At 73.4% G+C, this 24067-nt stretch carries 18 protein-coding genes and 1 pseudogene; 5 read left to right on the plus strand and 14 right to left on the minus strand.

What is annotated here, in order from left to right; all coding sequences use genetic code 11:
• Positions 1-26: 26 nt before the first annotated feature.
• Entirely contained in the window at positions 27-803 is a 777-nt protein-coding gene (locus ACIOFR_RS20980; RefSeq protein ID WP_400999382.1) for a hypothetical protein, read from the plus strand.
• An 82-nt stretch (positions 804-885) separates the two neighbouring features.
• Here the strand turns inward: ACIOFR_RS20980 and ACIOFR_RS20985 are convergent, their stop codons facing one another.
• The 6 genes from ACIOFR_RS20985 to ACIOFR_RS21010 all read right to left on the minus strand — a co-directional run bounded on the left by ACIOFR_RS20985 (position 886) and on the right by ACIOFR_RS21010 (position 11090).
• Positions 886-3225, minus strand: a complete 2340-nt coding sequence (locus ACIOFR_RS20985) for a ricin-type beta-trefoil lectin domain protein (RefSeq protein ID WP_400999384.1) — start codon at positions 3223-3225, stop codon at positions 886-888.
• Positions 3226-3671: 446 nt separating this feature from the next.
• A complete protein-coding gene (locus ACIOFR_RS20990) occupies positions 3672-3944 on the minus strand; it encodes a cytochrome P450 (protein WP_400999386.1) in 273 nt (90 codons plus the stop codon).
• A gap of 273 nt (positions 3945-4217) precedes the next feature.
• Entirely contained in the window at positions 4218-5681 is a 1464-nt protein-coding gene (gene pntB, locus ACIOFR_RS20995) for a Re/Si-specific NAD(P)(+) transhydrogenase subunit beta (RefSeq protein WP_400999388.1), read from the minus strand.
• 6 nt (positions 5682-5687) lie between these two features.
• A complete protein-coding gene (locus ACIOFR_RS21000) occupies positions 5688-7256 on the minus strand; it encodes a Re/Si-specific NAD(P)(+) transhydrogenase subunit alpha (RefSeq protein ID WP_400999390.1) in 1569 nt (522 codons plus the stop codon).
• A gap of 299 nt (positions 7257-7555) precedes the next feature.
• Complete coding sequence (locus ACIOFR_RS21005; protein ID WP_400999392.1) at positions 7556-8341, minus strand: HAD family acid phosphatase; 786 nt, start codon at positions 8339-8341, stop codon at positions 7556-7558.
• 274 nt (positions 8342-8615) lie between these two features.
• Positions 8616-11090, minus strand: coding sequence for an RICIN domain-containing protein (locus ACIOFR_RS21010; protein WP_400999394.1), 2475 nt, complete (start codon positions 11088-11090; stop codon positions 8616-8618).
• A gap of 827 nt (positions 11091-11917) precedes the next feature.
• Between ACIOFR_RS21010 and ACIOFR_RS21015 the strand changes: the two are divergent.
• From ACIOFR_RS21015 to bfr, 3 genes and pseudogenes are all read left to right on the plus strand, one after another.
• Positions 11918-12163 (plus strand): annotated as a pseudogene (locus ACIOFR_RS21015) (deferrochelatase/peroxidase EfeB); the annotation flags it as partial.
• 16 nt (positions 12164-12179) lie between these two features.
• Positions 12180-13010, plus strand: a complete 831-nt coding sequence (gene efeU, locus ACIOFR_RS21020; protein WP_400999396.1) for an iron uptake transporter permease EfeU — start codon at positions 12180-12182, stop codon at positions 13008-13010.
• A 95-nt stretch (positions 13011-13105) separates the two neighbouring features.
• Complete coding sequence (gene bfr / locus ACIOFR_RS21025) at positions 13106-13585, plus strand: bacterioferritin (RefSeq protein ID WP_400999398.1); 480 nt, start codon at positions 13106-13108, stop codon at positions 13583-13585.
• A 47-nt stretch (positions 13586-13632) separates the two neighbouring features.
• Here bfr and ACIOFR_RS21030 read toward each other — a convergent pair whose 3' ends face one another.
• From ACIOFR_RS21030 to ACIOFR_RS21060, 7 genes are all read right to left on the minus strand, one after another.
• Positions 13633-14661 (minus strand): LacI family DNA-binding transcriptional regulator, encoded by a 1029-nt coding sequence (locus tag ACIOFR_RS21030; protein WP_400999400.1) that lies wholly within the window; start codon positions 14659-14661, stop codon positions 13633-13635.
• Positions 14662-14726: 65 nt separating this feature from the next.
• Positions 14727-16634 carry a glycoside hydrolase family 36 protein gene (locus ACIOFR_RS21035; RefSeq protein ID WP_400999402.1) on the minus strand — a complete coding sequence of 636 codons (1908 nt, stop codon included), beginning with the start codon at positions 16632-16634 and terminating at the stop codon, positions 14727-14729.
• A 5-nt stretch (positions 16635-16639) separates the two neighbouring features.
• Entirely contained in the window at positions 16640-17455 is an 816-nt protein-coding gene (locus ACIOFR_RS21040; protein WP_400999404.1) for a carbohydrate ABC transporter permease, read from the minus strand.
• Positions 17452-18423, minus strand: a complete 972-nt coding sequence (locus tag ACIOFR_RS21045; protein WP_400999406.1) for a carbohydrate ABC transporter permease — start codon at positions 18421-18423, stop codon at positions 17452-17454. The genes ACIOFR_RS21040 and ACIOFR_RS21045 overlap by 4 nt, the downstream gene beginning before the upstream one ends.
• A gap of 4 nt (positions 18424-18427) precedes the next feature.
• Positions 18428-19759, minus strand: coding sequence for an ABC transporter substrate-binding protein (locus ACIOFR_RS21050; RefSeq protein WP_400999408.1), 1332 nt, complete (start codon positions 19757-19759; stop codon positions 18428-18430).
• Positions 19744-20988: an aminotransferase class V-fold PLP-dependent enzyme gene (locus ACIOFR_RS21055; protein WP_400999410.1), complete on the minus strand. Its 1245-nt coding sequence runs from the start codon at positions 20986-20988 to the stop codon at positions 19744-19746. The genes ACIOFR_RS21050 and ACIOFR_RS21055 overlap by 16 nt, the downstream gene beginning before the upstream one ends.
• 677 nt (positions 20989-21665) lie before the next feature.
• A complete protein-coding gene (locus ACIOFR_RS21060; RefSeq protein ID WP_400999412.1) occupies positions 21666-22040 on the minus strand; it encodes a VOC family protein in 375 nt (124 codons plus the stop codon).
• Positions 22041-22501: 461 nt separating this feature from the next.
• Between ACIOFR_RS21060 and ACIOFR_RS21065 the strand changes: the two genes are divergently transcribed.
• Positions 22502-23437, plus strand: coding sequence for a GNAT family N-acetyltransferase (locus tag ACIOFR_RS21065; protein ID WP_400999414.1), 936 nt, complete (start codon positions 22502-22504; stop codon positions 23435-23437).
• A gap of 31 nt (positions 23438-23468) precedes the next feature.
• On the opposite strand, the gene ACIOFR_RS21070 is transcribed toward ACIOFR_RS21065, so the two are convergent.
• Complete coding sequence (locus ACIOFR_RS21070; RefSeq protein WP_400999416.1) at positions 23469-24011, minus strand: tetratricopeptide repeat protein; 543 nt, start codon at positions 24009-24011, stop codon at positions 23469-23471.
• Positions 24012-24067 lie beyond the last annotated feature (56 nt).

A 24067-nucleotide genomic window follows, 5' to 3' on the forward strand; every position in this document is an offset into this window, starting at 1 on the left:
AATCCGATCCGAAAGCAGGCTCTCCCATGTCCCCAGAGGACGACTTCAGCCACGCCCTGCGGGCGGCCGCCCAGTCCGCGCCGCCCGCTCCGCTGGAGCTCATGGCGGCCGGCGCGGCGCAGCGCGGGCGCCGTCGCAGGCGTCGGCACGCGGTGATCGCGAGCGCCGCGGCCGTGGCGGCACTCGGCTGCCTCGGCGCGTTCACCCTCCAGCTCCGTCCGGCATCCGAGGACGCCGGCCGAACCCCCGCGACGGCCCCGGCCGCCGCCTCTCCCTCGCCCTCCGCGTCGGCCCAGGCGCCGGCCGACGCCGGCAGGCTGCTGGAGCTGTTCGCGTCCAAGCTGCCCGCCGACCTGCGGCTCAGCCGTCCGGTCAAGCACGACCCCGGCCCCGCCGGCAGCCCGGCCGCCGGCCTGATGACGGCCGGCTACACCGCCACGGACGGCCGCGGCACGGGCGGCGTCGAGATCAGCATCAGCCGGGGGGTGCCGCACGGCCGGACGGCGGGCGACGGCGGGTGCGGGCCCGACACCGCCGACTGCACCACCGCCGCGCAGCCCGACGGCAGCTACCTGACGGTCCACCGGCCCGAGCGGGCGCTCGGCGGCGAGCAGGTGTGGAGGGCCGTCCTGCGGCGGCCCGACGGGACGGTGGTGAGCGTCAGCGCGGGCAACGTGCCGGGCCCGGGATCGGGCCGTTCGGAGCCCTACCCGAACGCGCCGCTGCTGAGCCCGGACCAGCTGTCGGCCCTCGCCCTCGACCCGGCCTGGCCGCCGATGGCGGCCGGGCTGCCCGCACCCTGACCGGCCCGGGCGCCCGGGGCCGGCGCGATCCCCACCCGCGCGGGCGCAGCGGGCCCGACGGGATCGGCCGGCCAGGGCCTGCTCAGGGGAGTGTCCAGCGCTGGTTGGCACCGCCGTTGCAGTCGTAGATGATCAGTTGGGTGCCGTCGGCGGTGGATGCGGCGGGGTCGTCGAGGCAGCGGCCGGACTGGAGGCTCCTGAGGGTGCCGTCCGGCTGCGGGGCCCACTGCTGGTTGGCGCCGCCGTTGCAGGTCCACAGTTCGACCGGGGTTCCGTTGGCGGTGCCCTGGCCGGTGACGTCCAGGCAGCTGTCGTGGTGGGTGAGCGTACCGTTGGCCCGGTTCCACTGCTGGGCGCTGCCGCCGTGGCAGTCCCAGAGCTGGACCCGGGTGCCGTTGGTGCCCGAGTCGGCGTCGGCGTCGACGCACTTGCCGGGCAGGGCGGAGGTGACCGGGCCGGTGTGGACGGTGGGGGTGCCGGGGGTGAGGCGGAAGTCGTCGAACTGTTCGGTGCGGTAGTCGGTGACGCCGAGGCCGGCCCGGCCGTTGGTGTAGCCGTGGTCGGTGGCGGTGCCGAGGGTGGTGCCGTCGACGGCCGCCGAGAGGGTGGAGCCCTGGAGGGTGAGGGCGACGGTGTGCCAGCGTCCGGTGCCGAGTGCGGCGGTGGTGCCCTTGGCCAGGGTGGTCCAGGTCCAGGTGGTGTCGCTCCGGTCGATGGACCAGGCGCCGGTGTCGCTGACCCGCAGGTGGTAGGCGTTGAGGCCGTTGTTGTTGCGGCCCTGCTGGTTGACCCGGCCGAGCAGCTCGATGGTGCCGCTCTGCTCGAAGAGCGTGTCGGTGGTGACGGTGTAGTTGCTCCAGCCTCCGTCGCCCATGATCGTGTACGGCGCGCTGTACGGTTCGTCGGTCCACCGGATCGGCGTGGTCGGGGCCATCTGGCGCAGGCAGGTGCCGGTCCGGCCACCGCCGCAGGCCACGGTCTGGAAGGCGCCGTTCATGTCGCTGAAGTACCTCGGCGAGGTGGTGGCGGCGGGGGTCTCGAAGGTGTCCGCGTAGGGCAGTGCGAGGGTGCCCGCGGCGGGCGGGGTGGCGGTGCCCTTGCCCTGGCCGGTCGTGGTCGTCACGGTGTAGACGTATCCGGGTCGGAGGGTGAGCGTGTACGCGCCGTCGACCGGGGTCAGGTCCTGCTGGTGGACGAACCAGTCGGTGGAGTCGTCCGAGGTGAGGTCGGTGGCCCAGACGTGGACCCGGCCGGTGGACAGGCCGCCGGTGACGGTGAATCGGGCGCTCTGGGCGGCGGTGGCGTCGGCCGTCTCGATGACGGTGCTGTAGTCGGCGTTGTTCGTCGACTTCAGCGTCACGTAGCTGCCGTTGGCGCGGCTGCCGCCGAGGTAGCCGCCGGCGGAGTCGATGTACTGCCATCCGGGCTCGGTGAACTGGGTGGTGTGCGCGGTGACCCAGGTGGTCCTGCCGATGCGGTAGTGGCCCGACCAGGGCTGGTTGGCGATCGACATGCCGTCGGTGGAGAAGTACAGGTCCGGGTAGAGCGCCGCGATCACCGGCCAGTTGAAGAAGGCGGTCATCCTTCCGTCGAGGTAACCGCGGTTGATCGCCCGGGCGACCGGGGCGGCGCCGGTGTCGGCGTCCTCGGAACCGTTCTCGCTGGCCCACAGGGGCTTGCCGAGACCCTGGGCGGTGGGGGTGCTCGGGCAGGTGGTGTAGTCGCCGAGGTAGCCGCAGGGATAGTGGGTGCCGACGATGTCGACGGCGTTCCCGAAGGCCGGGTCGGCGGCCATGGCGTCGGCCACGCCCCAGTCGCTGTCGGCGGCGACGACCCGGGTGGTGTAACCCCGCGACACCAGCGTGCTCTTGAGCTTCTCGTACCAGGCCTTGTCGTAGCCGCGCTCGTTCCAGCCGCCGAGGTAGTCCACGGTCAGGTGGTGCTGCGCGGCGCAACCCATCCAGGCCATCAGGTAGTCGATGGTGTCCTGGGACCAGAAGGTGCCGCCGCCGATCCAGCCGGGGGCGCCCCAGGACAGGGCGGCGATCCTGATGCCGGGGTTGCGGGCCTTGGCCTGCTCGGCGAGCCACCATTCGTACCCCTGGTCGCAGTCGACCGTGCCGGCGGTGTGTTCGATGCTCGGCTCGGCGCCGTCGGTGGAGTTCGTGTCACCGCCGATCTCCAGTTTGAGGAGCTGGAGACCGGCGCCGTAGCCGGGCTTGAAGAGGTAGTCGAGCAACTGGCCGCGCTGGGGCTCCGGGTAGTCGGCCAGCAGACGTGAGTTGCCGCCGCCCCCGGAGATGGCGCCGACCCCGTCGAAGGCCTGTCCCGGCTCGGTCCCGTCGACGGTGACGGCGGTCGAGGCCGCGGGGACGGCGGGCCCGGCCTGGGCCGGGGTGGCCAGGCCGGTCAGGAGGCTCACGGCTGCGGCCGCGGCCACGGCCGCAGTTGGACGTAGACGCACTGATGCCCGGGGCATGGTGACTCCTTCGCGGAGCGGGTGTGGGGTGGGGCGGCGGGCGGGCAGTCGGGGGCGCCGCGCACCGACGCCTTCTCGGCGGCCCGGGGGCGGCCGCGGAGTGTGCGAATTGCGTGAACTCGTCAAGTTTCAGGCGGAACCGAGCATGAGTCAACAATCGTGCTCAGATTCGCACACGCCTTCTGGTGTCGAACCCGGAGAGTCGGAGGGCCGGAGAGTCGGAGGGCCGGAGGGTCGGAGGTGCGGCGTTCGGCCGGACGGGCCGCCGTCGGTACCGGCCTGCGCATCGCGACGGTGAACACCTCTCTGACCCGGCTGCTCTCCGGGACCGCGCCCGGGGCCGCGTCCAGCCGGCCATCGCGCTCGCGTGCCGGGCCGGGCCGCGTCGGTCAGCGGGAGGTGCGGCGGATCGTGAGGGCGGCGGCCCTGGTCATGCCGGCCGTCCGGTGGAAGCGGGCGTCGGCCTGCCGGCCGGGTTCCGCGTGGCCGAGGTCGAGGGCGGTCTCCAGGCCGGCCGTGACCAGTTCCTCGGCGAACCGGGCCCCGGCGCAGAAGTGCCGGCCGTGTCCGAAGGTGAGGTGGCGGCGGGGCGGCCGGGTGGGGTCGAGCCGGTCCGGGTCGGGGAACACCGCGGGGTCGCGGTCGGCGGCGCGCAGCACCACGGTGATCCGTCCGGTCGGCGCGCCCTCCCGCTCGGCGGTGCGGCGGCTCCGCTCGGCGACGGTGGTGGTGGCGGTGGGAGGGCCGACCAGGTCGTCCGCCTCGGACGGGCCGGTCGCGCCGCCCGCGTGATCACGAGCAGGGCGTGGACGACGGGCCGACGGATCGTCAGCGCGGCCGCCGGGAAACGGCTCGGGCCCCGCGGCGGTGTGCCGCAGGGCCCGAGCTGCCGAGGGGACGCGCGCCCCTGGGCCTGATCGACCGGACGGGTCCTCCTATCCGGCCGTCGTCGGCTGGCGGACGGCCCGGACGGGGGCGTCCTGGGCCGGCCCGGTGAGGGCCTGGAGGATCGCGTCCACGCTCTGCTTGGCGTCCCCGAAGAGCATGCTGCTGTTCTCGCGGAAGAACAGCGGGTTCTGCACGCCCGCGTAGCCGGACGCCATCGAGCGCTTGAAGACGATCACCTGCTCCGCCTCCCAGACCCGCAGGACCGGCATGCCCGCGATCGGGCTGGTCGGGTCCTCGGTGGCGGCCGGGTTGACGGTGTCGTTGGCGCCGATGACGAGGACGACGGAGGTCGCCGCGAGGTCGTCGTTGATCTCGTCCATCTCCAGGACGATGTCGTACGGCACCTTCGCCTCGGCCAGCAGCACGTTCATGTGCCCCGGCAGGCGTCCGGCCACCGGGTGCACGGCGAAGCGGACCTCGACGCCGCGCTCCCGCAGCCGGCGGGTCAGCTCCGCCACGGGGTGCTGGGCCTGGGCCACCGCCATCCCGTACCCGGGGGTGATGACCACGGACCGGGCCTGTTCGAGGAGCCTCGCGGTCTCCTCGGCGCGGATCTCGCGGTGCTCGCCCTGCTCCTCGTCCCCGCCCGAGGGGGCCTCGATGCCGAAGCCGCCGGCGATGACCGAGATGAAGGAGCGGTTCATCGCCCGGCACATGATGTACGACAGGTAGGCGCCGGAGGAACCGACCAGGGCCCCGGTGACGATGAGCAGGTTGTTGTCGAGGAGGAACCCGGCGGCGGCCGCGGCCCAGCCCGAGTAGCTGTTCAGCATGGAGACGACCACCGGCATGTCGCCACCGCCGATCGAGGCGACCAGGTGCCACCCGAGGGCCAGGGCCAGGACGGTCACCGCGACCATCAGCCCGAGGCCCGGGCTGGCGGTGAACCAGCCGGTGAGCCCGGCGAACGCGGCCAGCGCCCCCAGGTTGAGGATGTTCTTGCCGGGCAGCGTCAGCGGGCGGGAGGCGATCCGGGCGGACAGCTTGAGGAAGGCCACGACGGAGCCGGTGAAGGTGACCCCGCCGATGAAGATGCCGATGAAGACCTCGGCGTGGTGGATGCCCAGCAGGTCGCCGGAGACCAGCGTCTGGGCCGAGCCGTGCGCCTCGACCTCCAGGTAGCCGTTCCAGCCGACCAGGACGGCCGCGAGACCGACGAAGCTGTGCAGGACGGCGATGAGTTCGGGCATCTGCGTCATCTCGACCCGGCGCGCCCGCCACAGGCCGGCGGCGGCGCCGAGCGCCATCGCGAGGACGATCAGGGCGACCGCACCGGCGGTGATGCTCTGCGCCGCCAGCACGACCGTGGCGACCAGCGCGAGGGCCATGCCGGCGATGCCGTACACGACGCCGGCGCGGGACGTCCGGTGCTGGGACAGCCCGGCCAGACTGAGGATGAACAGCAGCGCGGCGACCAGGTCCGCGGCGTGGGAGGCCGTCGTGGAAGTCATCGGGGCTCAGCGCCTTTCCGGGGCAGTCGAGAACATGCTCAGCATGCGGCGGGTCACGGCGAAGCCACCGAAGATGTTCACGCTGGTCAGCAGCACGGCCACGAACGACAGCGCGGTCACGATCCAGCTCTGGTGCCCGATCTGGACCAGCGCGCCGATCACCACGATCCCGGAGATCGCGTTGGTCACCGACATCAGCGGGGTGTGCAGCGCGTGGTGGACCTTGCCGATCACGTAGTAGCCGATGACCACGGCGAGCGCGAAGACCGTGAAGTTCTCCGCGAGTTGGGTCGGCGCGAAGGCGATCAGCAGGAAGACCGCCAGCATCCCCAGGCCGATCAGGCCGAACCGCACCGCGGGCGTCAGCCGGGACTCCTTCGCGCCCACCGGCGCGACCGGGGCCGCGGGCGCCGTGGCGGGCGCCGCCGACACGGCCACCGGCGGCGGCGGCCAGGTGACCTCACCGGACCGGACGACCGTCACGGCGCGCTGGACCACGTCGTCGAAGTCGATGACCAGCCGGCCGTCCCGGCCGGGGGTCAGCAGCTTCAGCAGGTTCACCAGGTTGGTGCCGAACAGCTGCGACGCCTGGGTGGCCAGCCGGCCCGCCAGGTCGGTGTAGCCGATGATGGTGACGCCGTTGTCGGTGACCACCGCCCGGCCGGGCACGGTGCCCTCGACGTTGCCGCCCTGGGCGGCGGCCATGTCGACGATGACGCTGCCCGGCTTCATCGCCGCCACGTCCGCGGCCGTGACCAGCCGGGGGGCGGGCCGGCCGGGGATCAGCGCCGTGGTGACGATGATGTCCACGTCCGCGGCCTGTGCGTGGTAGAGCGCGGCGGCGGCGCGGTCGTAGTCGTCGGAGGTCGCCTTGGCGTAGCCGTCGGTGCTCGCCTCCTGGACGACGTCCACGGCCAGGTACTCGCCGCCCAACGAGCGGACCTGGTCCGCGACCTCGGGCCGCGGATCGGTGGCCCGGACGATCGCGCCCAGGCTGGACGCCGCGCCGATCGCGGCGAGCCCGGCCACGCCGGCACCCGCCACCAGCACCTTCGCCGGCGGTACCTTGCCCGCGGCGGTCACCTGGCCGGTGAAGAAGCGCCCGAACACGTGGGCGGCCTCGATCACCGCCCGGTACCCCGCGATGTTCGCCATGGAGCTGAGCACGTCCATCGACTGGGCCCGCGAGATCCGCGGGACGGCGTCCAGCGCGAGCGCCGTCACGCCCCGCGCGGACAGCTCCTGCACCAGGTCGGGGTGCTGAGCCGGGGCGAGCAGACCGACGACGGTGGCGTCCTGGCGCAGCCGGGCGATCTCGCCGCCCGACGGTGCGTTGACCTTGAGCACCACCTCGGCCGCCCAGGCGTCACCGATGCTCGCGCCCGCCTCGGCGTAGGCCTCGTCGGTGAACCCGGAGGCCGAGCCGGCCTCCGACTCCACGACGACCTCGTAGCCGAGGTCGAGCAACTGCCGCACCGTCGCGGGCGTCGCCGCGACGCGGGTCTCCCCGGCGGTCGACTCGGCGACCACGCCGATGCGCTGGGGAGGGTGATGGGTCGGAACCTGTGCAGACATGGTGTCTCTCTCGCGTCGGAGGCGCTGCTGACCGGGCATCCTGCGGCAGCGGGGGGAATCCAGCACCCGCTGGTCGCAGGAACGTACACCCAGGCGGCGTCCCGGGCCGAGACCGCAAGCCCGTGATTAGCCTCACTGAGTGGACGGCGGTGTCCGGGCGATAATGTCGCCCGCCCGCACGTTGACCGGTCGTCGGCGCGAGAAGTGCCGACGTCCCTTCAGGTCCGGCCTCGGCCGGGAGCCGTCCGACCGCACCGGGCGGCGCGGCCGGCGTGCCCGGCCGCGCCACCCCGCCGGGATCAGGGCAGGTAGTACATCGGGTTGGGGAGCTTGTACGTCCGGGCGGCGTGGCCGCCGGACAGGTCACTGTTCTGGTCGCCGAAGTTGGCGACGATCTCGTAGCCGAGGCTCTCGATGTGCGCACGGGTGCCGGACTTGTACTCGACGGTGGTGCAGGTCGCACCGCAGGCCAGGTACGCCGGCGGGTTCTCCTTGTTCTTCAGGTACAGGTGCGGGGCGTCCGCGGCCGGGAAGCCCACGGCGGCCAGGTTGGCCGCGGTGGCGGCGCGCTGCGACTCGGGCCGGCCGGTGACGAAGAAGACGGTGTAGCCCTGCTGCTCGGCCTCCTTCGCCAGGGTGTTCATGCCGAAGACGGCCGGCATGGTCTTGGTGGCGATGTACTGCGCGTTGCTGGCGGGGCTGTAGACGAACGTCGTCTCCAGCTCGTAGTTGTACGTCGACAGCGAGGTGTCGTCGACGTCGAGCACGATCGCCTTCTTCTTGTTGCGGTCGTGACGGGTGCGGTTCTGCAGGAACTGCTTGGCGTCCTTCTCGATCCCGGCGACCTGCTTGGCGTAGTTGCCGGTCGGGGACGGCCAGTGCTCGCCCTGGGCGTCGACGGTGTCGCCGTAGTACGCCTTGATGTCGCTGACCTCGTCCGTCATGTTGGTGATCTGACGGTCGGTCCGCGGCGCCCTGGTGTCGGCGACGGCGAAGCCGCCACCCGCGACCGCGCCGCCGACGACCACGCCGACGGCGAGGGTGGCGATGGTCCTCGAACGCTTCCCGAGGCTCTTCCTGATCATGTGTTCCGTCCCCTGCCCTTCGCCGGGCGGGCGGACGCGAATCGTCCCCCCGCAGGCCCGGCGCGCACGATGCGGGGATGAACGTACGGGCGGGTAACCAGGCTGGTCAAGTGGACTCTACGCGCGACGTCTACGCGCGCTGCGCGGGCGGCTCGCCGGGCCCCTGATCCGGACGGATCGTCAACCCGGGCGTCCGGGAGAGCGGTCGGGCCCCGCGGCTGGATGCCGCGGGGCCCGACCCGTCCGCTCCGGCCCCGCCCCTCGGGGCCGGGCGTCAGCCGATGGTCCAGCGCTGGAGCGCCGATCCGGTGTCGGACTGCTGGGTGACCAGGGCCCCGTCCGCGCCCGACGCGGTGGTCAGCAGCAGCCCGCTGCTCTGCGAGGCGATCCGGTAGCCGCCGCCCGGGAGGGCGGTGACCGTCCAGCGCTGGTTGCCGCCGCCCGTGCAGGTCCACTGGATGACCTGCGCACCGGGCGCACCGCTGCCGCCGCTGACGTCCATGCAGAGGTTGGAGAGGCCGTTGGCGATCCGGTAGCTGCCGTCCGGCTGCGGGGTGAGGACCCAGTTCTGGTTGGTGCCGCCGTTGGGACTCCAGGTGACCAGCTGGGTCCCCGGGCTGGTCGAGTGGTTCGGGTCGTCGAGCGCCTTGCCCGAGGCGACCAGGGTGTGGGTGCCGCCGAGCGCCGGGTTGACCGCCCAGGTGAAGGCGGTCGAGCCGGTGGCGGTGGCGGAGGAGGCGGTGACCGTGACCGTCGACGAGCCGACGGTGGTCGGCGTGCCGGAGACCAGCCCCGAGGAGCTGATCGACAGGCCGGCGGGCAGGCCGGTGGCGGAGAAGGTGAGGGCCTTGCCGGCCGAGTCCTCGGCGCCGAGCTGGAGCGACACCGCCGTGTTGACCTTCCCGGACTGGTTGCCGGGGCCGGCGACCGTGACCGTCTCGGGGGCGGTGCCGGTCTGGGTCAGCGTCAGGGTCTGCTCCGCCGCGCCGCGGGATCCGCCGACCGGGTTGCCGGTGGTGTTGCTCCACGTGCGGGTGGGGGTGGTCTCGGCGAGCCGGCCGGAGTCGGCGGACAGGCCGATCACCAGGCCGCTGTAGCGGTTGACCAGCCGGTGCGTCCCGTCCAGGGCGCCGCCGGCGGAGGTGCCGGGGACGACGAACCACTGCTGTCCGACGCCGGGACCGCCCGCCGCCGCGGCGGTGACGGTCGGCCGGGCGCCCCACGCCCGGCCCGCCGTGACCGAGGAGTCGACGCCGAGCAGCCGGCCGGTCGAGGAGTTGACGATCCGGTAGGAGCCGTCGCCGTTGCCGGTGAAGGTCCACGACTCCAGGGCGGAGCCGGTGGCGGCGGCCAGCGAGGTGGTCGCGGAGGAGCCGCCGGAGACCTGCGCGAGGACGCGCCCGGCGCCGCTGCTGATCCGGTAGGCCTTGGTCTCGTCCACCGGCGCGGCGGCCCGGGCGGTGGCGCCGAGGGTGACGTCGACGTACTCGCCGGAGGCACCGTTGGAGCACTCGAAGGCGCAGTAGGACCGGAAACTCCTGCCGACGATGGTGGAGTTGGTCCGGTTGGCACCGTCGAGGAACCAGCGGTACCAGGAGTTGGTGGTGTAACCGCCGGTGTCGCCGATCAGGTACCACTTCTGGCTGGACAGGTCGTCGGTGACGTAGAACCGCTGCGGGGCGGCGCCCGACACCGCCTCCGGCTCGCCGATGTACAGCCGCAGGTAGGCGTTGTAGGCGATGTTCATGACGAACAGCGGCGACTTGGGAGGCAGTTTTCCGGCTGCGATCTGCTGCGCGGCCGTACCGGTGTTGGCGGGGCTGTAGTCTCCCGCGACCGGCGTGTAGCCGGTCCGGTTCGCGGAGTCGACCGGCACCTGGTTGCTCTCCAGCCCGCCGACGCCGGGCTGCGACCACGCGCCGTCGTACCACTTCTGCCACGAGCCGGGCGCCATCTTGGCGGCGATCGGGGAGCGGGCGACGTGGGCCAGGCTGTCGGTCCAGTTGCCGCCCTTCTCCACGATGCGCGAGCCGTAGAAGACGTAGAAGTAGCCCGAGGCGGTGTCGACGAACAGCCGCTGGTCGCCGTCGCCGTAGGAGTACGTCTGGTGGGGGAACTGCGTGGTGTCGCCGCGCTGGGTGGAGTGCGGCGAGGTGAGCACGTGGTCCTTGATCGTCCAGGTCCGGCCCCGGTCGGTGGAGACCGCGTAGTCGATCGCGTCGAAGTGGATGCCGTCGGCGAACGGCGAAGGGGTGAACTCGTTGTGCACCAGCCCGTACCAGTCGCCGGTGTCCGGATCCACCCAGACGCCCGACAGGTCGCAGTAGTTCTTCTGGGAGTAGCTCGTGTTGCCGACCGAGTAGGTCGCGCCCAGGCCGGTCGGGCTGTTGTTGCACCGCCAGGTGGTGTCGTTGTTCCGGTCGTCGGCGTTCGCGGGGTTGACGGCGTCGCTGACCGCGGCGGACCGGGGGGCGGTGTCGAAGTCCGCCCCGGTGAAGAAGTCCCAGTAGCGCGGCTGGGTCGCGCCGTACAGGGCGGCGGACTGCTGGAACCAGAACGTGCCGTCCCGGTCGACGAAGGTGGAGGCCGGGGTGTCCGTGGGGTGGGCGTACGGGACGGGCGTACCGACCGTGACGGTGTAGCCGGTCGTGGGCGGGGTCGCCGCGGCGGGGGTCGCGGAGGTGGCGGGCAGCAGCAGGGCGGCGGCGGTGAGGGCCGCGGCCAGCGCTCTGCGGGGCGGGGAGGACACGGGTACTCCTTGGGGGTGGTGGGGGAGGGAGCGCGGGCGACCGCATGCCGTGGCCCCGGCCCGTTGGGGAGGCAGGGGTGCGGATCGGCGGGGCCGACTCACGACGGCACGATCGCCGGGCCGGACGGGCCGCGCGGGCCGGTACGCCGACGGGCCGGTCCGGGTGTGCGGGCCCGGGCCGGCGGTCGTCTCCGTGGCCGTCCCGCGAGGTCCGCAGGGACGGCGACCGTGTTCCGAGTTGCTCACTACCGGTGCAGTCGGAGCAACTTCGAGCAAACCGTGACAGCACTCTCCCGGAGAAGTCAAGACCCGCCGACCGGACTCCGGAGGATCGCCGTGCCGGTCGCCCACCACCCCGCCCGGCCGCCCACAAAAGTCCAAGTCCCGGTCACAGGTGTCCGTTGACGGCGGCGGACGCCCCGCCGAAGCTGGCACCACAGGCCCAGCGCCGGCCACCGCCGGAGCGCCGCCGAGCCCGGGGTGCGTGCCCGGTCCCGCGCGGAGGGCCGACCCGACCGACCCGAGAGGCTCCCCCATGCCCGCCGACCCCCCGACCCCGCAGAGTGCGCGCACCGCCACGGCGACCGGGCCGCCCCGACCCGGCGGGCCGTCCAGGTGAACCGCGGGTCCGCGCGGCCGTGTGGCCGCACCCCGACCCCGGAACTAAGGTATGCCTTAGCTACCCTGGCGGCGCTCCGCACCCGGCCCGACCCGTGCGACGCCGCACCGCCGTCCCCGGGAGCCCCATGCCCACCCACCGCGCCGTGCCCTCCGCGGCCCGTCCCCTCGCCGTGGTCCTCCCGCTCGGCGCGGTGCTGCTCGCCACCGCGGGCTACTCCTTCACCGACGGCACGGACGGCCTCGGACGGCTGGACGCGGGGCTGTTCTTCCTGGCCTACCAGCGCGACACCCGCACCGGGTTCCTGCCCGTGCAGCAGCACCTGGCCGGTACCGAGGCGCTCGGCGAGTACCTCCAGCACGTCGCCTCCGCCCACTTCGCCTGCCCGCCGGGCGTGACCGGGCCGGACGACTGGTGGGGCCGCACCCTGTTCGGCCGGGCCGGGCCCCCATGACCCCCGAGGAGCGCGCGTGTTCGCGAACTACCTGATCGGCCTGCGCGAAGGACTGGAGGCCAGCCTGATCGCCTGCATCCTGATCGCGTACCTGGTCAAGACCGACCGCCGGGACGCGCTGCTCCCGGTCTGGACCGGCATCACCGCCGCCGTGGTCCTCAGCATGGCCTTCGGAGCCGTCCTGCAGTTCGGCTCCGCCCAGCTGAGCTTCGAGGCGCAGGAGGCCCTCGGCGGCACCCTGTCGATCATCGCCGTCGCGCTGGTCACCTGGATGGTGTTCTGGATGCGTCGCACCGCCCGTCACCTCAAGGGCGAACTCCAGGGCCGGCTGGACGAGGCGATCGCCCTCGGCACCGTCGCCCTGGTCACCACCGCCTTCCTCGCCGTGGGCCGCGAGGGACTGGAGACGGCCCTGTTCATCTGGACGGCCGTCCAGGCCACCGGCGACGGTGTGCGCCCGCTCGTCGGCGCCGCCCTCGGCCTGCTCACCGCCGTCGTCCTCGGCTGGCTGTTCTACCGCGGCGCCCTGCGGATCAACCTCGCCAGGTTCTTCACCTGGACCGGCGCGCTGCTCATCGTCGTCGCGGCCGGCGTCCTCGCCTACGGCGTCCACGACCTCCAGGAGGCCGGCTGGCTGCCCGGCCTCGACAACCTGGCCTTCGACATCAGCTCCACCATCCCCAAGGACAGCTGGTACGGCACGCTCCTCAAGGGCGTCCTCAACTTCCAGCCCGACCCCACCGTCCTCCAGGTCGTGGTCTGGGTCCTCTACCTGGTGCCCGTGCTCTACCTGTTCCTGCGCAGGCCGCAGCCCACCCCCGCGAAGGCGGCCGGCCCCGGGCGCTGAGCCGGCCGCACGATGGCGCAGGACCGGGCCGCGCGGTCCAATGGAAGGACGCCGACCGCGAACCGGTCACCGGGCCGGAGAGAGCGAGACGTCCCATGGACGGCGACGCCGAGGTCATCGAGTTCCTGAACGAGCAGCTCACCGCCGAGCTCACCGCGATCAACCAGTACTTCCTGCACGCCAAGATGCAGGAACACTTCGGCTGGACGAAGCTCGCCACCCACACCCGCGCCGAGTCCTTCGACGAGATGCGCCACGCCGAGATCCTCACCGACCGGATCCTGATGCTCGACGGACTGCCCAACTACCAGCGGCTCTTCCACGTCCAGATCGGCCAGAGCGTCACCGAGATGCTGACCGTGGACCGCACCGTCGAGGTCGAGGCGATCGACCGGCTGCGCCGCGGCATCGCCGTGATGCGCGCCAGGAACGACGTCACCTCGGCCAACCTCTTCGAGGCGATCCTCGCCGACGAGGAGGAGCACGTCGACTACCTCGACACCCAGCTCGCCCTGGTCGGCAAGCTCGGCGAGGCGCTCTACATCGCGCAGCTGGTCGAACAGCCCTCCTCCTGACCGGCTCCCGACCGGCTCCTGACCGGCTCCTGACCGGCCCGCGTCGGCTACCGCCCGGGTGTGCTGCCGCGCAGGACCAGCTCGGCGGGGAGCAGCAGCCCGGCCGCCGGCGCGGCGGCCTGGTCCTCGACGGCCGTGACCAGGCGGTCGACCAGGCCGCGTGCGATGGCGGCGAGCGGCAGCCGGACGCTGGTGAGGGCGGGCTGCAACAGCGTGCACAGCGGGATGTCGTTGAAGCCGGCGACGGCGACCTCGGCCCCGACGGCGAGGCCCGCCGCGCGGACGGCCTGGTAGGCGGTGAGGGCCAGCCAGTCGCTCGCGCAGACCAGCGCGGTCGGCCGGTCCGGGCCGGTGAGCAGCCGCTGGACGGCGCGGGCCAGCGCGGCCGGGTCGTCGTCGGGGACGCCGACCTCGAACCCGCCGTCGGGGGCCTCGGCCGCCGCCCGCAGGAAGCCGGCCCGGCGGTCGGCGAGCCAGGGCAGCGAGGCGGCCGAGTTGAGGTAGCAGATCCGGCGGTGGCCCTGGTCGAGCAGGTGCCGTACGAGCCCGGCGGTCGCGCCGGTGGAGTCGATGTCCACCCAGTTCTGCGGGCGGCCCGGGGCGGTCCGTCCGAAGGCGGCGAACGGGAAGCCCGCCTCGGTGAGCACGTCCACCCGGGGATCGTCGTGGACCACGTCGGACAGCACGAAGCCGTCGACCTGGCGGGCGGCGATCAGGCCGTGGAAGGAACGGGCGACCGCCCCGGCGCCCTGCCGAGGGTCGGCGCGGAAGAGCAGCACGCGGTGGCCCACGTCGTCGGCGGCGGTCACCAGGGCCTGGAGGAAGCCGCCCATCAGCGGATTGGGGTCCGCCGGGTTGTCGGCGGGGGCGGGATAGGCGATGACCTTGCGGGTGCCGGTGCGCAGGCTGCGGGCGGACTGGTCGGGCCGGTAGCCGAGTTCGTCGATGGCGGCGGTGACCCGGGCGAGGGTGGAGGAGCGCAGCCGGTCGGGCGCGTTGAGGGCGTTCGAGACGGTCTGGCGGGAGACGCCGGCCGCGCGCGCGACGTCCTCGATGGTCACCTGTCGAGCGGTCATCGTTCCTCTGCTGGCGGTGGTCGGCGGGCCGGGGGCACCCGGGCGGGTGCCCCCGGCCCCCGGCGTCAGTCCTCGCGGGTCAGGGTGAGCAGGCCACCGGTCGGCACGGTCACCGGATTCACCCCGGGCACGAGGTCGAGCACGGTCTCGGACAGGATCTCACCACGGCAGTCCTGGACGAGGGCCCGGGTCCGCTCCGGCCGGGTCGCGGTCAGCAGCACCACGGGGTCGGCGTCCGCGTTGGCGACGAGCACCGTCCGCGGACCGTCCCCGGCCTCCCGGGCCGGCAGGGCGACCGGCAGCGGCGCGTAGCGCGCGACCACGGTGGTGCCGGCGTCCCCGGCGCGCACCAGCGGGTAGCCGAGGTCGGGCCGCGCCGGCTCCAGGGTGCCGAACTGGAGGACGGCGGCGTACCGGCGGAAGACGCCGAGCCAGAAGCGCAGCGCCGCGAGCTGGCCCGGGCTCTGGGCGGCGAGGTCGACGGAGATCTGCGGCACCGAGAACAGCGCGTTGACGAGGTGCACGGCGACGGCCTCGGGCGTCTCGGCCGGATTCCACATGATCATGTCGGCGTGCACCGCGAGCGGCCCGGCGGTGAGCCGGCAGTCGACCGTGCGCTGGCGGTTCTCGGCCGGGCTGAGCGGGCAGTCCGTCGCCCGGACCATCGTCGCGTACGGCCACAGACCGGGCCCGACGTACGGCTGGCGGTGCTCGACGATGACGTCCGGCCGGGTGCGGCGCAGGCGGGTGTCGAGGTCGGCGAGCAGTTGGAGCACGCCCTCGTGGACCTCGCCGCGGTCCGCGCCGGCCGGCGCAGGCGGTGGGTCGGCGACGGCGAAGCGGTCGATGAAGTCCAGCTTCACACCGTCCATGCCCCACTCCTCGACGGCCCGGGAGATCCGCTCGACCAGGTGGGCCCGGACCTCGGGGTGGCGGGGGTCCAGCACCGCGGCGTCCAGGTGCGGCTCCTCGCGCAGGATCATGCCCTTGAAGCGGTCCCGGGCGTCGTTGTGCCGGCCGATGAACGGCACCGCGTACCACAGGAGGTAGGCCAGACCGGCCCGGTGGACCTCGGCGACGTGCGCCGCCGGATCGGGGAAGGCCGCCGGGTTGGGCACCCAGTCGCCGCAGTGCCCGTACCCGCGGGCCCGGTCGGTGGTCTGCCAGCCGTCGTCCACGATGATGCTCTCGCAGCCCACGGCCGCCGCCAGGACGGCCTGTTGCTCGACGGTGGCGGCGTCCACGCTCTGGTGGAGGCTGTACCAGGTGGAGTAGGCGGGCATCCGGGCGGCGGGGGCGACACCGGGATGGTGGCGGCCCTCGGCCCACCAGGCGCCGACCTCGTGCAGGGTGGTGGCGAAGTGGCGGCCGCTGAGGTCGATCCGCAGCCGCATCGGCGGCCCGTCCGGACGCAGCTCCTGCTCCACGGTGAACGCGAACTCCCCGCTCTCCTCCACCACTCCGGCACCCACCCGCACCGGCGCGGTGGTCTCGCCGGCGGCGGCGGTGCAGAGCGTGCGGTCCCCGGCGCCGACCAGAGCGGCCACGGGAGCACCGAGGCTGAGCGAGACGGTCCGCGGGGCGACCCAGGACGGCGGCAGCCAGCGCGAGGCGTTGGTGTCGGGGGTCCAGTACGCCGTGGCGCCGACGCACGGGACCCGCCACTCGGCGCGGACCGTGGCCCGGACCGGCACCGCGATCTCGATCAGCGCCACCCCCTCGCCGACCGGGGTGACGGTGGTGTCCAGGCGGTCGCAGCCGAGCCCGGTCAGCTGGACGCTCAGCGGAGCGCCGGTGGGGCCGAGCAGGCCGGTGGTCAGCCACCACTCGCCGACGGTGTCGGGGACGGCCCCGGCCGGGGTGTTCGGCCGCCAGACCGGGACGGGCTGCGGCACGGCCGGCGTGGTCGCCGCCCCGCCCTCGGCGGCGGCTCCGGTCGCGGTGGCGGCTCCGGGGCGTGGTTCGGTGGTCACGGTGGTCACTCCTTGGTGGCCCCGGCCAGCAGACCGGAGACGAACTGGCGTTGCAGGACGAGGAACAGCAGCATCACGGGCACGGCGGCGATGGCACCGGCCAGCAGGACCTGCGCGTAGTCGGTGGTGGACAGCCCCTGCAGGGTCGCGGTGGCGACCGGCAGGGTGTACATCTCCGGGCTGCGCAGCGCGATCAGCGGCCAGACGAACTGGTTCCAGCCGCCGAGGAAGACGAACAGCGCGAGGGCCGCGATGACCGGCCGGTTCACCGGCAGGACGATCCGCCACAGCACCCGCAGCTCGCCGGCCCCGTCGACCCGGGCCGCGTCCAGGAGTTCGTCCGGCATGGAACGCAGCGCCTGCCGCATCAGGAAGATGCCGAACGGGGTCACCAGGCCGGGCAGGATGACGGACTGGTAGGAGTCGATCAGGCCCAGGTCCGTCATCATCCGGAACACCGGGATCAGCATCACCGTGTCCGGGATGACCAGGGTGCTGAGCAGCAGCACGAAGAACAGCGAGCGCCCCCGGAACTCGAACTTGGCGAAGGCGTAACCCGCCAGCACCGAGACGACGACCGCGCCGACCGTCTGGACCCCCGCCACCAGCACGGTGTTGAACAGGACGCGGGTGAGCCCGACCGACTCCTGGAGCCCGCGCAGGTTCTCCATGAGGTGGCCGCCGGGAAGCAGCTTCGGCGGCCAGGAGAACACGTCCCGGTCGTCCTGGGTGGCCGCGACGGCGAGCCAGTAGAAGGGGCCGACGCAGAGCGCGAAGGCGCCCGCGAGCAGCAGCGTGAGCAGGGTGCCGCGGGCCTTCACCGGCGCTCTCCCATCAGACGGACCTGGAGGACGCCCAGCACCGACACGATCAGCGCGAGCGCGTAGGCGAGGGCCGAGGCGTAGCCGAAGTCGAAGTACTTGAAGCCGTTGTCGTAGAGGTACATGGTGACCGTGAGGGTGGCGTTGTCGGGCCCGCCGCCGGTCAGGACGTACGGCTCGTCGAAGAGCTGCAGGGTGCCGATGGTCGAGAGGACCACCGTGAGCAGGAGGATCGGCCGCAGCTGGGGCAGCGTGATGGAGACGAACCGGCGGACCGGGCCGGCGCCGTCGACCATCGCGGCCTCGTACAGCTCGACCGGCACGCCCTGCAGCCCGGCCAGGTACAGCACGGCGTTGTAGCCCGTGTAGTGCCAGGTGATGACCAGCACGACGCCCACCCGGGCCCAGGCCGGGCTGCCGAGCCAGTTCACCCGGTCGACGCCGAACAGCGACAGCACCCAGTTCAGCAGCCCGGCGTCGCGGTTGAGGATCACCGAGAACATCACGCCGGCCGCGACCAGCCCGGTCAGCGAGGGCACGAAGACGCCCAGCCGCCAGAGCGGGCGCAGCAGCACCCGGCCGGAGTTGAGGCCGAGCGCGACCAGCAGCGCCAGGGCGAGCATCAGCGGCACCTGGACGACCAGGATCAGCCCGGTGTTCCTCAGCGCCGTCCAGAACAGCGGGTCGTGCAGCAGCCGCCGGTAGTTGGCGAGCCCGGCGTACCGGGGGTCGTCGCCGGTGCCGGTGGTGAGGCTGATCCACAGCGAGTCGGCGATGGGGTACGCCTTGAACACCGCGAAGCCCAGGACGGCGGGCGTGATCAGCAGGTAGGGGACGGAGCTGCGGGTCAGCAGCGGGCGCCGTCCGGCGCGGGCGCGGTCGGTGGCGCGGGCGCCGGCGCGGGCGGTGGCCGGGGGAGCCGCGGAGGGGGGAGTGGCGGGCGCGGGTTCGGGCGGGGCGAGGGCCATCGGCTCAGACCGCCTGCTGCCGGCCGGTCTGCTGGGAGAGCTGCCGGGCGGCGTCCCGGAGCGCGGTCGCCGGGTCGGCGCCCTTGAGCAGCACCTGGCTCTGCGCGTCACTGGCGAGCTTGAGCGCACGGGCGTAGTCACCGGTGAAGTTGGTGGCGTCCGCGCCGGTGGTGAGCGAGTCGACGAAGGACTTCAGCACGCTCTGGCCCCCGTAGAACGGGTGGGGCGCCGAGAACATCGGGTCGGCGTAGGCGGCGCCGAGCGCCGGGAAGACCCCGCCGGAGGTGAACATCCGGTTGATCTCGGCGGGCCTGGTGAGCGCGTACTCCACGAAGCGCCAGGCCGCCCGGCGGCGCTTGCTGGACGACGCGACCGCCAGGTAGGTCGAGTTGACGATCGCGCTGCGCCGGCCCCCGGCGACGGCGGCGGGCGGCTGCATCACGCGCCACTTCCCGCTCTGGTCGGGGAACTTGGTGGCCAGGTACTCGACCGCCCAGGCCGGATAGGGGACGGTGGCGAGCCGGCCCTCGCCGACCAGACGCTTCCAGGTGCCCTGGCCGGCGGTGTCGGCGAGCAGGCCCGCGTCGTTGAGCCGCTTGATGAGGGTGAGGGCCTGGACGGCGGCGGGCGAGGCGAGCGTCACCCTGCCGTCGTGGTCGAAGTAGAAGGCGCCCTGGAGCTGCATCAGGTTCTGGAAGAAGTCCATGTCCTGGGTGGTCCCGGGCTTGTCCAGGCCGATCAGCTGGGCTCCGGTGGCGGCGAGGACCTTCGGGCCGGCGGCGATCAGGTCGTCCCAGCTGCCGATGGCGGCGGGGTCGACACCGGCCTTCTCGAAGTAGTCCTGCCGGTAGAACAGACCGAGCGGGTTCACCTCCCAGGGGAGGGCGTGCGCCGCCTTGTCCTTGCCGATGACGGTCGGCCACAGCCCCTGCGCGAACTCGTCCCTGTGCCGGTCGGCGCCGAGCGCGGACAGGTCGGCGAGGCCGTTCGGGAACTTCTCCAGGTAGCCGGGCAGGTAGTCGACGCCGATGTGCAGAACGTCGGCGAGGCCCTTGCCGCCCGAGGCGAGACCGACGGTGATCTTGTCCCAGATGGCCGGGTTGCCGACGTCCTGGACGTCGACCGTGATGCCGGGGTTGTCCCTCTCGAACGAGGGGACGACCCCGCGCAGGGCCTCCGCGGCGGTGGTCCAGCTCCAGACGGTGATCCGGCCGCTCTCGCCGTCGCCGCCGGAGGGGGCCCCGCCCGACCCGCCGCCGCAGGCGGTGAGGCCGAACCCGGCGGCTGACGCGGTGGCGAGTTGGAGGAGGTGTCGGCGGCTCAGCTGGTGGGACATGTCGGCTCCTGGGGGTGGGGGCGCGGTGCGGGTGCGGTGTCGGGTGCGGGGTGCGGTGTGGTGTACGGCGCGGTGTGGGGGTGCGGGGCGGGGCGGGTGAGGGTGCGCAGGGCGTCGGTGAGCAGGTCGGCGGCTGCCGGGTCGGTGGAGGCGTGGGGGGAGAGCCGGATCCACTCGCCGCGACGGGTGGTGGTCAGCCCGGCGGCTCCGAGGGCCCGGTGGACGGCGGCGGGATCGTGCCCGGGCAGCCGGAAGGTGCCGATGCCGCCGCGCTCCCGAGGGTCGAGACCGTCCAGCAGGACGTCGGCGCCGGCCCGTCGCGCCCGGTCGAGCAGCTCCGCGAGGACGGCGCGGATCCGGGCACCGACGGCGGCCGGCCCGTCCTGGCCGCGCTCACCGAGGTCGTCGAGGGCCGCGCCCAGGGCGGCGGCGGCCGGGAAGTCCGGGTTGGTGGCGAGATGGGCGGCGGCGCCGGGCAGGGAGGGCGCCGGATGCCGTTCCGCGAACGGGTCCGTGACGCCGGCCCAGCCGCCGAGGCCCGGCCGCAGCCGGTCCGCGAGACGGTCCCGGATCAGCAGCAGCGCCGCTCCCCACCCCGCGCGCAGCCACTTCTGGCCGCCGCTGACCAGGACGTCCGCGGCCTCGGCCTCCAGGAGCACGCTGCCCAGCCCCTGGATGGCGTCGACGATCAGCAACCGGTCCGGGCCGAGGACCTCCTTGAGATCACCCAGCGGGGCGAGGTGGCCGGTGAGCGAGTCGACGGCGCTGACGGTGACCGCGGTGACGTCCGGGGTGAGGTGACGGCGCAACAGGTCGGGGGTGAGGTGCCGGTGTTCGAAGGGGTCGGTGGTGTCCGGCTCGACGAAGCGGACGGCGGGCCCGCCGCGTTCGGCGAACCGGAGCCAGGGATAGACGTTGGCCGGGAACTCGGCGCGCGGCACCAGGACGGTACCGGCCCCGTCGAGCGCCGCGGCCACGGTGAACAGGCCGTTGCTGGTGGACGGGACGAGGGCGACCTCCTGCGGGCGGGCGTCCAGCAGCCGGGCCGCCGAGGCCCGGGCGGCGTCCGCCCGGGCGAACAGCCGGTCCAGATCGCCCGGTTGGAGGCGGGAGGCCAGCCCGGTCGCCTCGCCGATCGCGGCAGCGGCCGGGCGGGAGAGCGGGCCGACCCGGGCGAAGTCGAGATAGCCCAAGGGCGGGCCTATTTGATCGTTCAAATCTGTCGCCATGCAGGCTTCCTGCGAGTCTTTCGAGGGATTTGAAGGTTCACAGTAGGGAGGTCGAGCGGCGACGGCAAGGGGTCGGGCGCGGGAGACTTCGGTTCGGACACGACCCGGCGCCGACCGCCGAGACCGCCGCCCGGATGCGGCTGACCTCTCGTCACCAGCGCGTGAACGGTGACCTCGTGTTCCGCGGCCGGAGGCTCACCGGCGGGCCGCGGGGACCGCGGCAGGTGGCCGGCGGCCGACGCCCCCCTCCAGGACCAGGCCGAACAGGGCGCCCCCGACCCGTACGGTGCAGGGCACGACGGTGCAGGGCACGACGGCGCCGGGGACGCTCGCGGGCGGACCACGGACGTGGCCTGCGACGACGAGCCGTGGCCCCGGCCGTGCGGCGGGCGGGGCCTCACCGGGCCCCGTCCACGCACCGAGCCGCCGCCCTCGCGCGGTGGAGGGCGGCGGCCGAAGGCCCGGCGGGAGCGGTCGGTGGTGCGGCGGTACTGCCTCCTCCGGCTCCCGGGCCACCGGCCGGTCGAGGACGATCCGGTCACCGTCGATCCGGTCACCGTCGAGCGTGAGCGAGTCCACCGGAAGGCGGCTGGTCTTGTCCGGCCCCGGGGCGGGAGGTTGCGGCCCGTCAACGCACGGGCGTTGCGGCGACCGCCACCTCCCACCAGTGGTGCCGGCTACAGGTACGGGCGGGTGATCAGTTCGAGCGCGTGGCCGGAGGGGTCCTTGAAGTACACCCCGCGGCCGCCGTGTTCGGTGTTGGTCTCACCGGGGCGCCGCATCTGCGGGTCGGCCCAGTGCTCGACGCCGAGGTCGCACAGCCGTCGGTACGCGCGGTCGAACAGCTCGTCGTCCACGAGGAACGCGTAGTGCTGCATCTGGATCTCGACCGGCGGCTCGGCGAACTGGAGGAGCACGCCGTCGGCGAGCCGGACGTTGGTGAAGGGGCCCCAGGACGGTGCTTCCGGCAGTTCCAGCAGCTCGCGGAGGAAGCGGGCCGACTCGTTGCGGTCCCGGGCGGCGATGATGGTGTGGTTGAACGTGACGGTCATTCGGATGGCCTCGCTGTGGTCGACACGGAACTCGGACTCGCGGGTGCAGCGAGTACGGGGAGGTCCGCGTGCCGAACCGAAGGGGTGCCCGTCACGCACCCGCGGCGGGGTCAGTCGTCCGCCGGACAGCCGATCCGTGCGTGGCGTGATGCCGTTCCGGTGTTCACGTCGGGGACTCTACCGGAGCCCGCGATGCCTCACCGGAGTCGCTCCCGCCCGGCACCGATCCGCCGCTGCTCGCGCACACCGATGAGGAGTTCGACACACCTTGGCCGCTGAACGCACCGACGGAACCGCGGTCTGCTCGACGCCCCGGCGAGACCTGGGCCGAGGACGGCGCGAAGGCTCCCTGATGCGGCACCGGGTGTGTCAGCGAGGTGCCGGCCCGGCGGCTGCCCCGCGTTCTGCCGTCCGTGTCCGAATCGATGGCGTGATCAGGCGTTCTGTGTGATCATCACCCGATGCGTTGTCGTTCGGCCACTGCCGGCCCCTCAGACCTCGACCGAGCTGTCGCCTTCGCGGCGGACGGTCCCGTACCCGCCCTGACCGCCGAGAGGATCCGCGAGGAACTCGCCGAGAACCGGATGCGACCCGAGTGGGTGTGGGTCGCGGAGGACGGGGACGGGGAGTTGGTGGCCCGAGCGCTGTGGTGGGGGCGGGCCGACAGTGAGCGGCCGATCGCGCTCGACTGTCTCCAGGTCCGTGCCGGCGTGGCCGATCCGGCTGCCGTGGCGGCCGACCTGCTGGCGGCCGGGCACGCGGCGTTCGGGAACCGCCCCGGGTACAACATCTCCCTGCCGCGTGACTGGCGCGCCGCACCGGAGTCGGCCGCGGCGGTCGCATGGCGCCGGGAGGGCGCCGGAAGGGCGGGGCTGACCCGCGAGATCGAGCGCCTGCGCTACGAATGGACTCCGCAGGCCCCGGTGGCCGAGCCCACCGGGCGGCTGGTCTTCCGGGAGGGGACGGACGAGGAGTTCCTCGATGCCTTCGTGCGCCTCTCCCACGACAGCCTCGACCTGGCGACCCGGAACGAGCTGCTCGCCATGGACGCCGAGCAACTGGCCCGCGAGGACTTCGAGTTCTACCTCGACTGTCCGGGCGAGCGTTCGTGGTGGCGGCTGGCGCACCTCCCGGACGGGACACTGGCGGGGATGGCCATCCCGTCGGCGACGCCCTACCACCGCAACGTGGGATACCTGGGTGTGGTGCCGGAGCAGCGGGGCCGGGGTCTGATCGACGAGGTCCTGGCCGAGATCACCCGCTTCCACGCGGCGGCGGGCGCCGACCGCATCACCGCGACCACCGACACCGTCAACCGCCCGATGGCCGCCGCCTTCGACCGCGCCGGGTACGAGGTGACGGAGGTCCGACTCGTCCTGGAGTGCCCTCCGCAGTAGCGGGGAAGCCGCCGGTTCCTCAGCCGACGGATCAGCTGCGGCCGGCCGGTCGGACCTCGCCGCCCCCGTCGGGTGGGCCCGCCGCCGCGTCGGCTTCGTCGGCCAGCCGCAGTGCGGTCGCGGTGGCGGCGACGAGGGGCGCGTCCCCGTCGATACGGCGCATGGCCTCGTCCAGCAGCGTGCGGGCCTCGACGGTGCGGCCCTGCTCCAGACGCTGCTTGCCCAGGTGCTGGAAGCAGTGGTACAGCAGCTCCGGTGCGTGGGCGTGGGCGAGCCGAAGCGCCTCCTGGTAGTGCGGCTCGGCCGTGGCAGGGTCGCCGCGGTACCGGCGGGCATCCCCGAGATTGATGTGGACGGCGACGGCGCGCCTCTCGTCGGCGAGCGCCAACGCCCGTTCGAGGACCCTCACGGCCTCGTGGTGGCGGCCCAACACCAGGAGCCCCACGCCGGCTTGACGCAGCGGGCCGGGCTGGGCGAGCGGTCCGTCGAGGAGTGCGGCGATCGACTCGGCCAAGGCCGCGCGGTCGGTGGGGACCATCCGGCCGCGATCGTCCAGCGTGATCAGGCTCTCCATCGGGTGCTCCCCCTGTCGGGTGCACAACGGACGGTCTCCACGCCGGCACGGTACCC

It is taken from the genome of Kitasatospora sp. NPDC088346 (assembly GCF_044740765.1).
In the GTDB taxonomy this organism is placed as follows: Bacteria; Actinomycetota; Actinomycetes; order Streptomycetales; family Streptomycetaceae; genus Kitasatospora.

Bases quoted from the DNA above. Each gene is read 5' to 3' on its own strand.
- ACIOFR_RS20980 (WP_400999382.1), top strand. From the start codon at position 27: ATGTCCCCAGAGGACGACTTCAGCCACGCCCTGCGGGCGGCCGCCCAG.
- pntB (WP_400999388.1), bottom strand. From the start codon at position 5,681: ATGACTTCCACGACGGCCTCCCACGCCGCGGACCTGGTCGCCGCGCTG.
- ACIOFR_RS21000 (WP_400999390.1), bottom strand. From the start codon at position 7,256: ATGTCTGCACAGGTTCCGACCCATCACCCTCCCCAGCGCATCGGCGTG.
- ACIOFR_RS21005 (WP_400999392.1), bottom strand. From the start codon at position 8,341: ATGATCAGGAAGAGCCTCGGGAAGCGTTCGAGGACCATCGCCACCCTC.
- bfr (WP_400999398.1), top strand. From the start codon at position 13,106: ATGGACGGCGACGCCGAGGTCATCGAGTTCCTGAACGAGCAGCTCACC.
- ACIOFR_RS21030 (WP_400999400.1), bottom strand. From the start codon at position 14,661: ATGACCGCTCGACAGGTGACCATCGAGGACGTCGCGCGCGCGGCCGGC.
- ACIOFR_RS21045 (WP_400999406.1), bottom strand. From the start codon at position 18,423: ATGGCCCTCGCCCCGCCCGAACCCGCGCCCGCCACTCCCCCCTCCGCG.
- ACIOFR_RS21050 (WP_400999408.1), bottom strand. From the start codon at position 19,759: ATGTCCCACCAGCTGAGCCGCCGACACCTCCTCCAACTCGCCACCGCG.
- ACIOFR_RS21055 (WP_400999410.1), bottom strand. From the start codon at position 20,988: ATGGCGACAGATTTGAACGATCAAATAGGCCCGCCCTTGGGCTATCTC.
- ACIOFR_RS21060 (WP_400999412.1), bottom strand. From the start codon at position 22,040: ATGACCGTCACGTTCAACCACACCATCATCGCCGCCCGGGACCGCAAC.
- ACIOFR_RS21065 (WP_400999414.1), top strand. From the start codon at position 22,502: ATGCGTTGTCGTTCGGCCACTGCCGGCCCCTCAGACCTCGACCGAGCT.
- ACIOFR_RS21070 (WP_400999416.1), bottom strand. From the start codon at position 24,011: ATGGAGAGCCTGATCACGCTGGACGATCGCGGCCGGATGGTCCCCACC.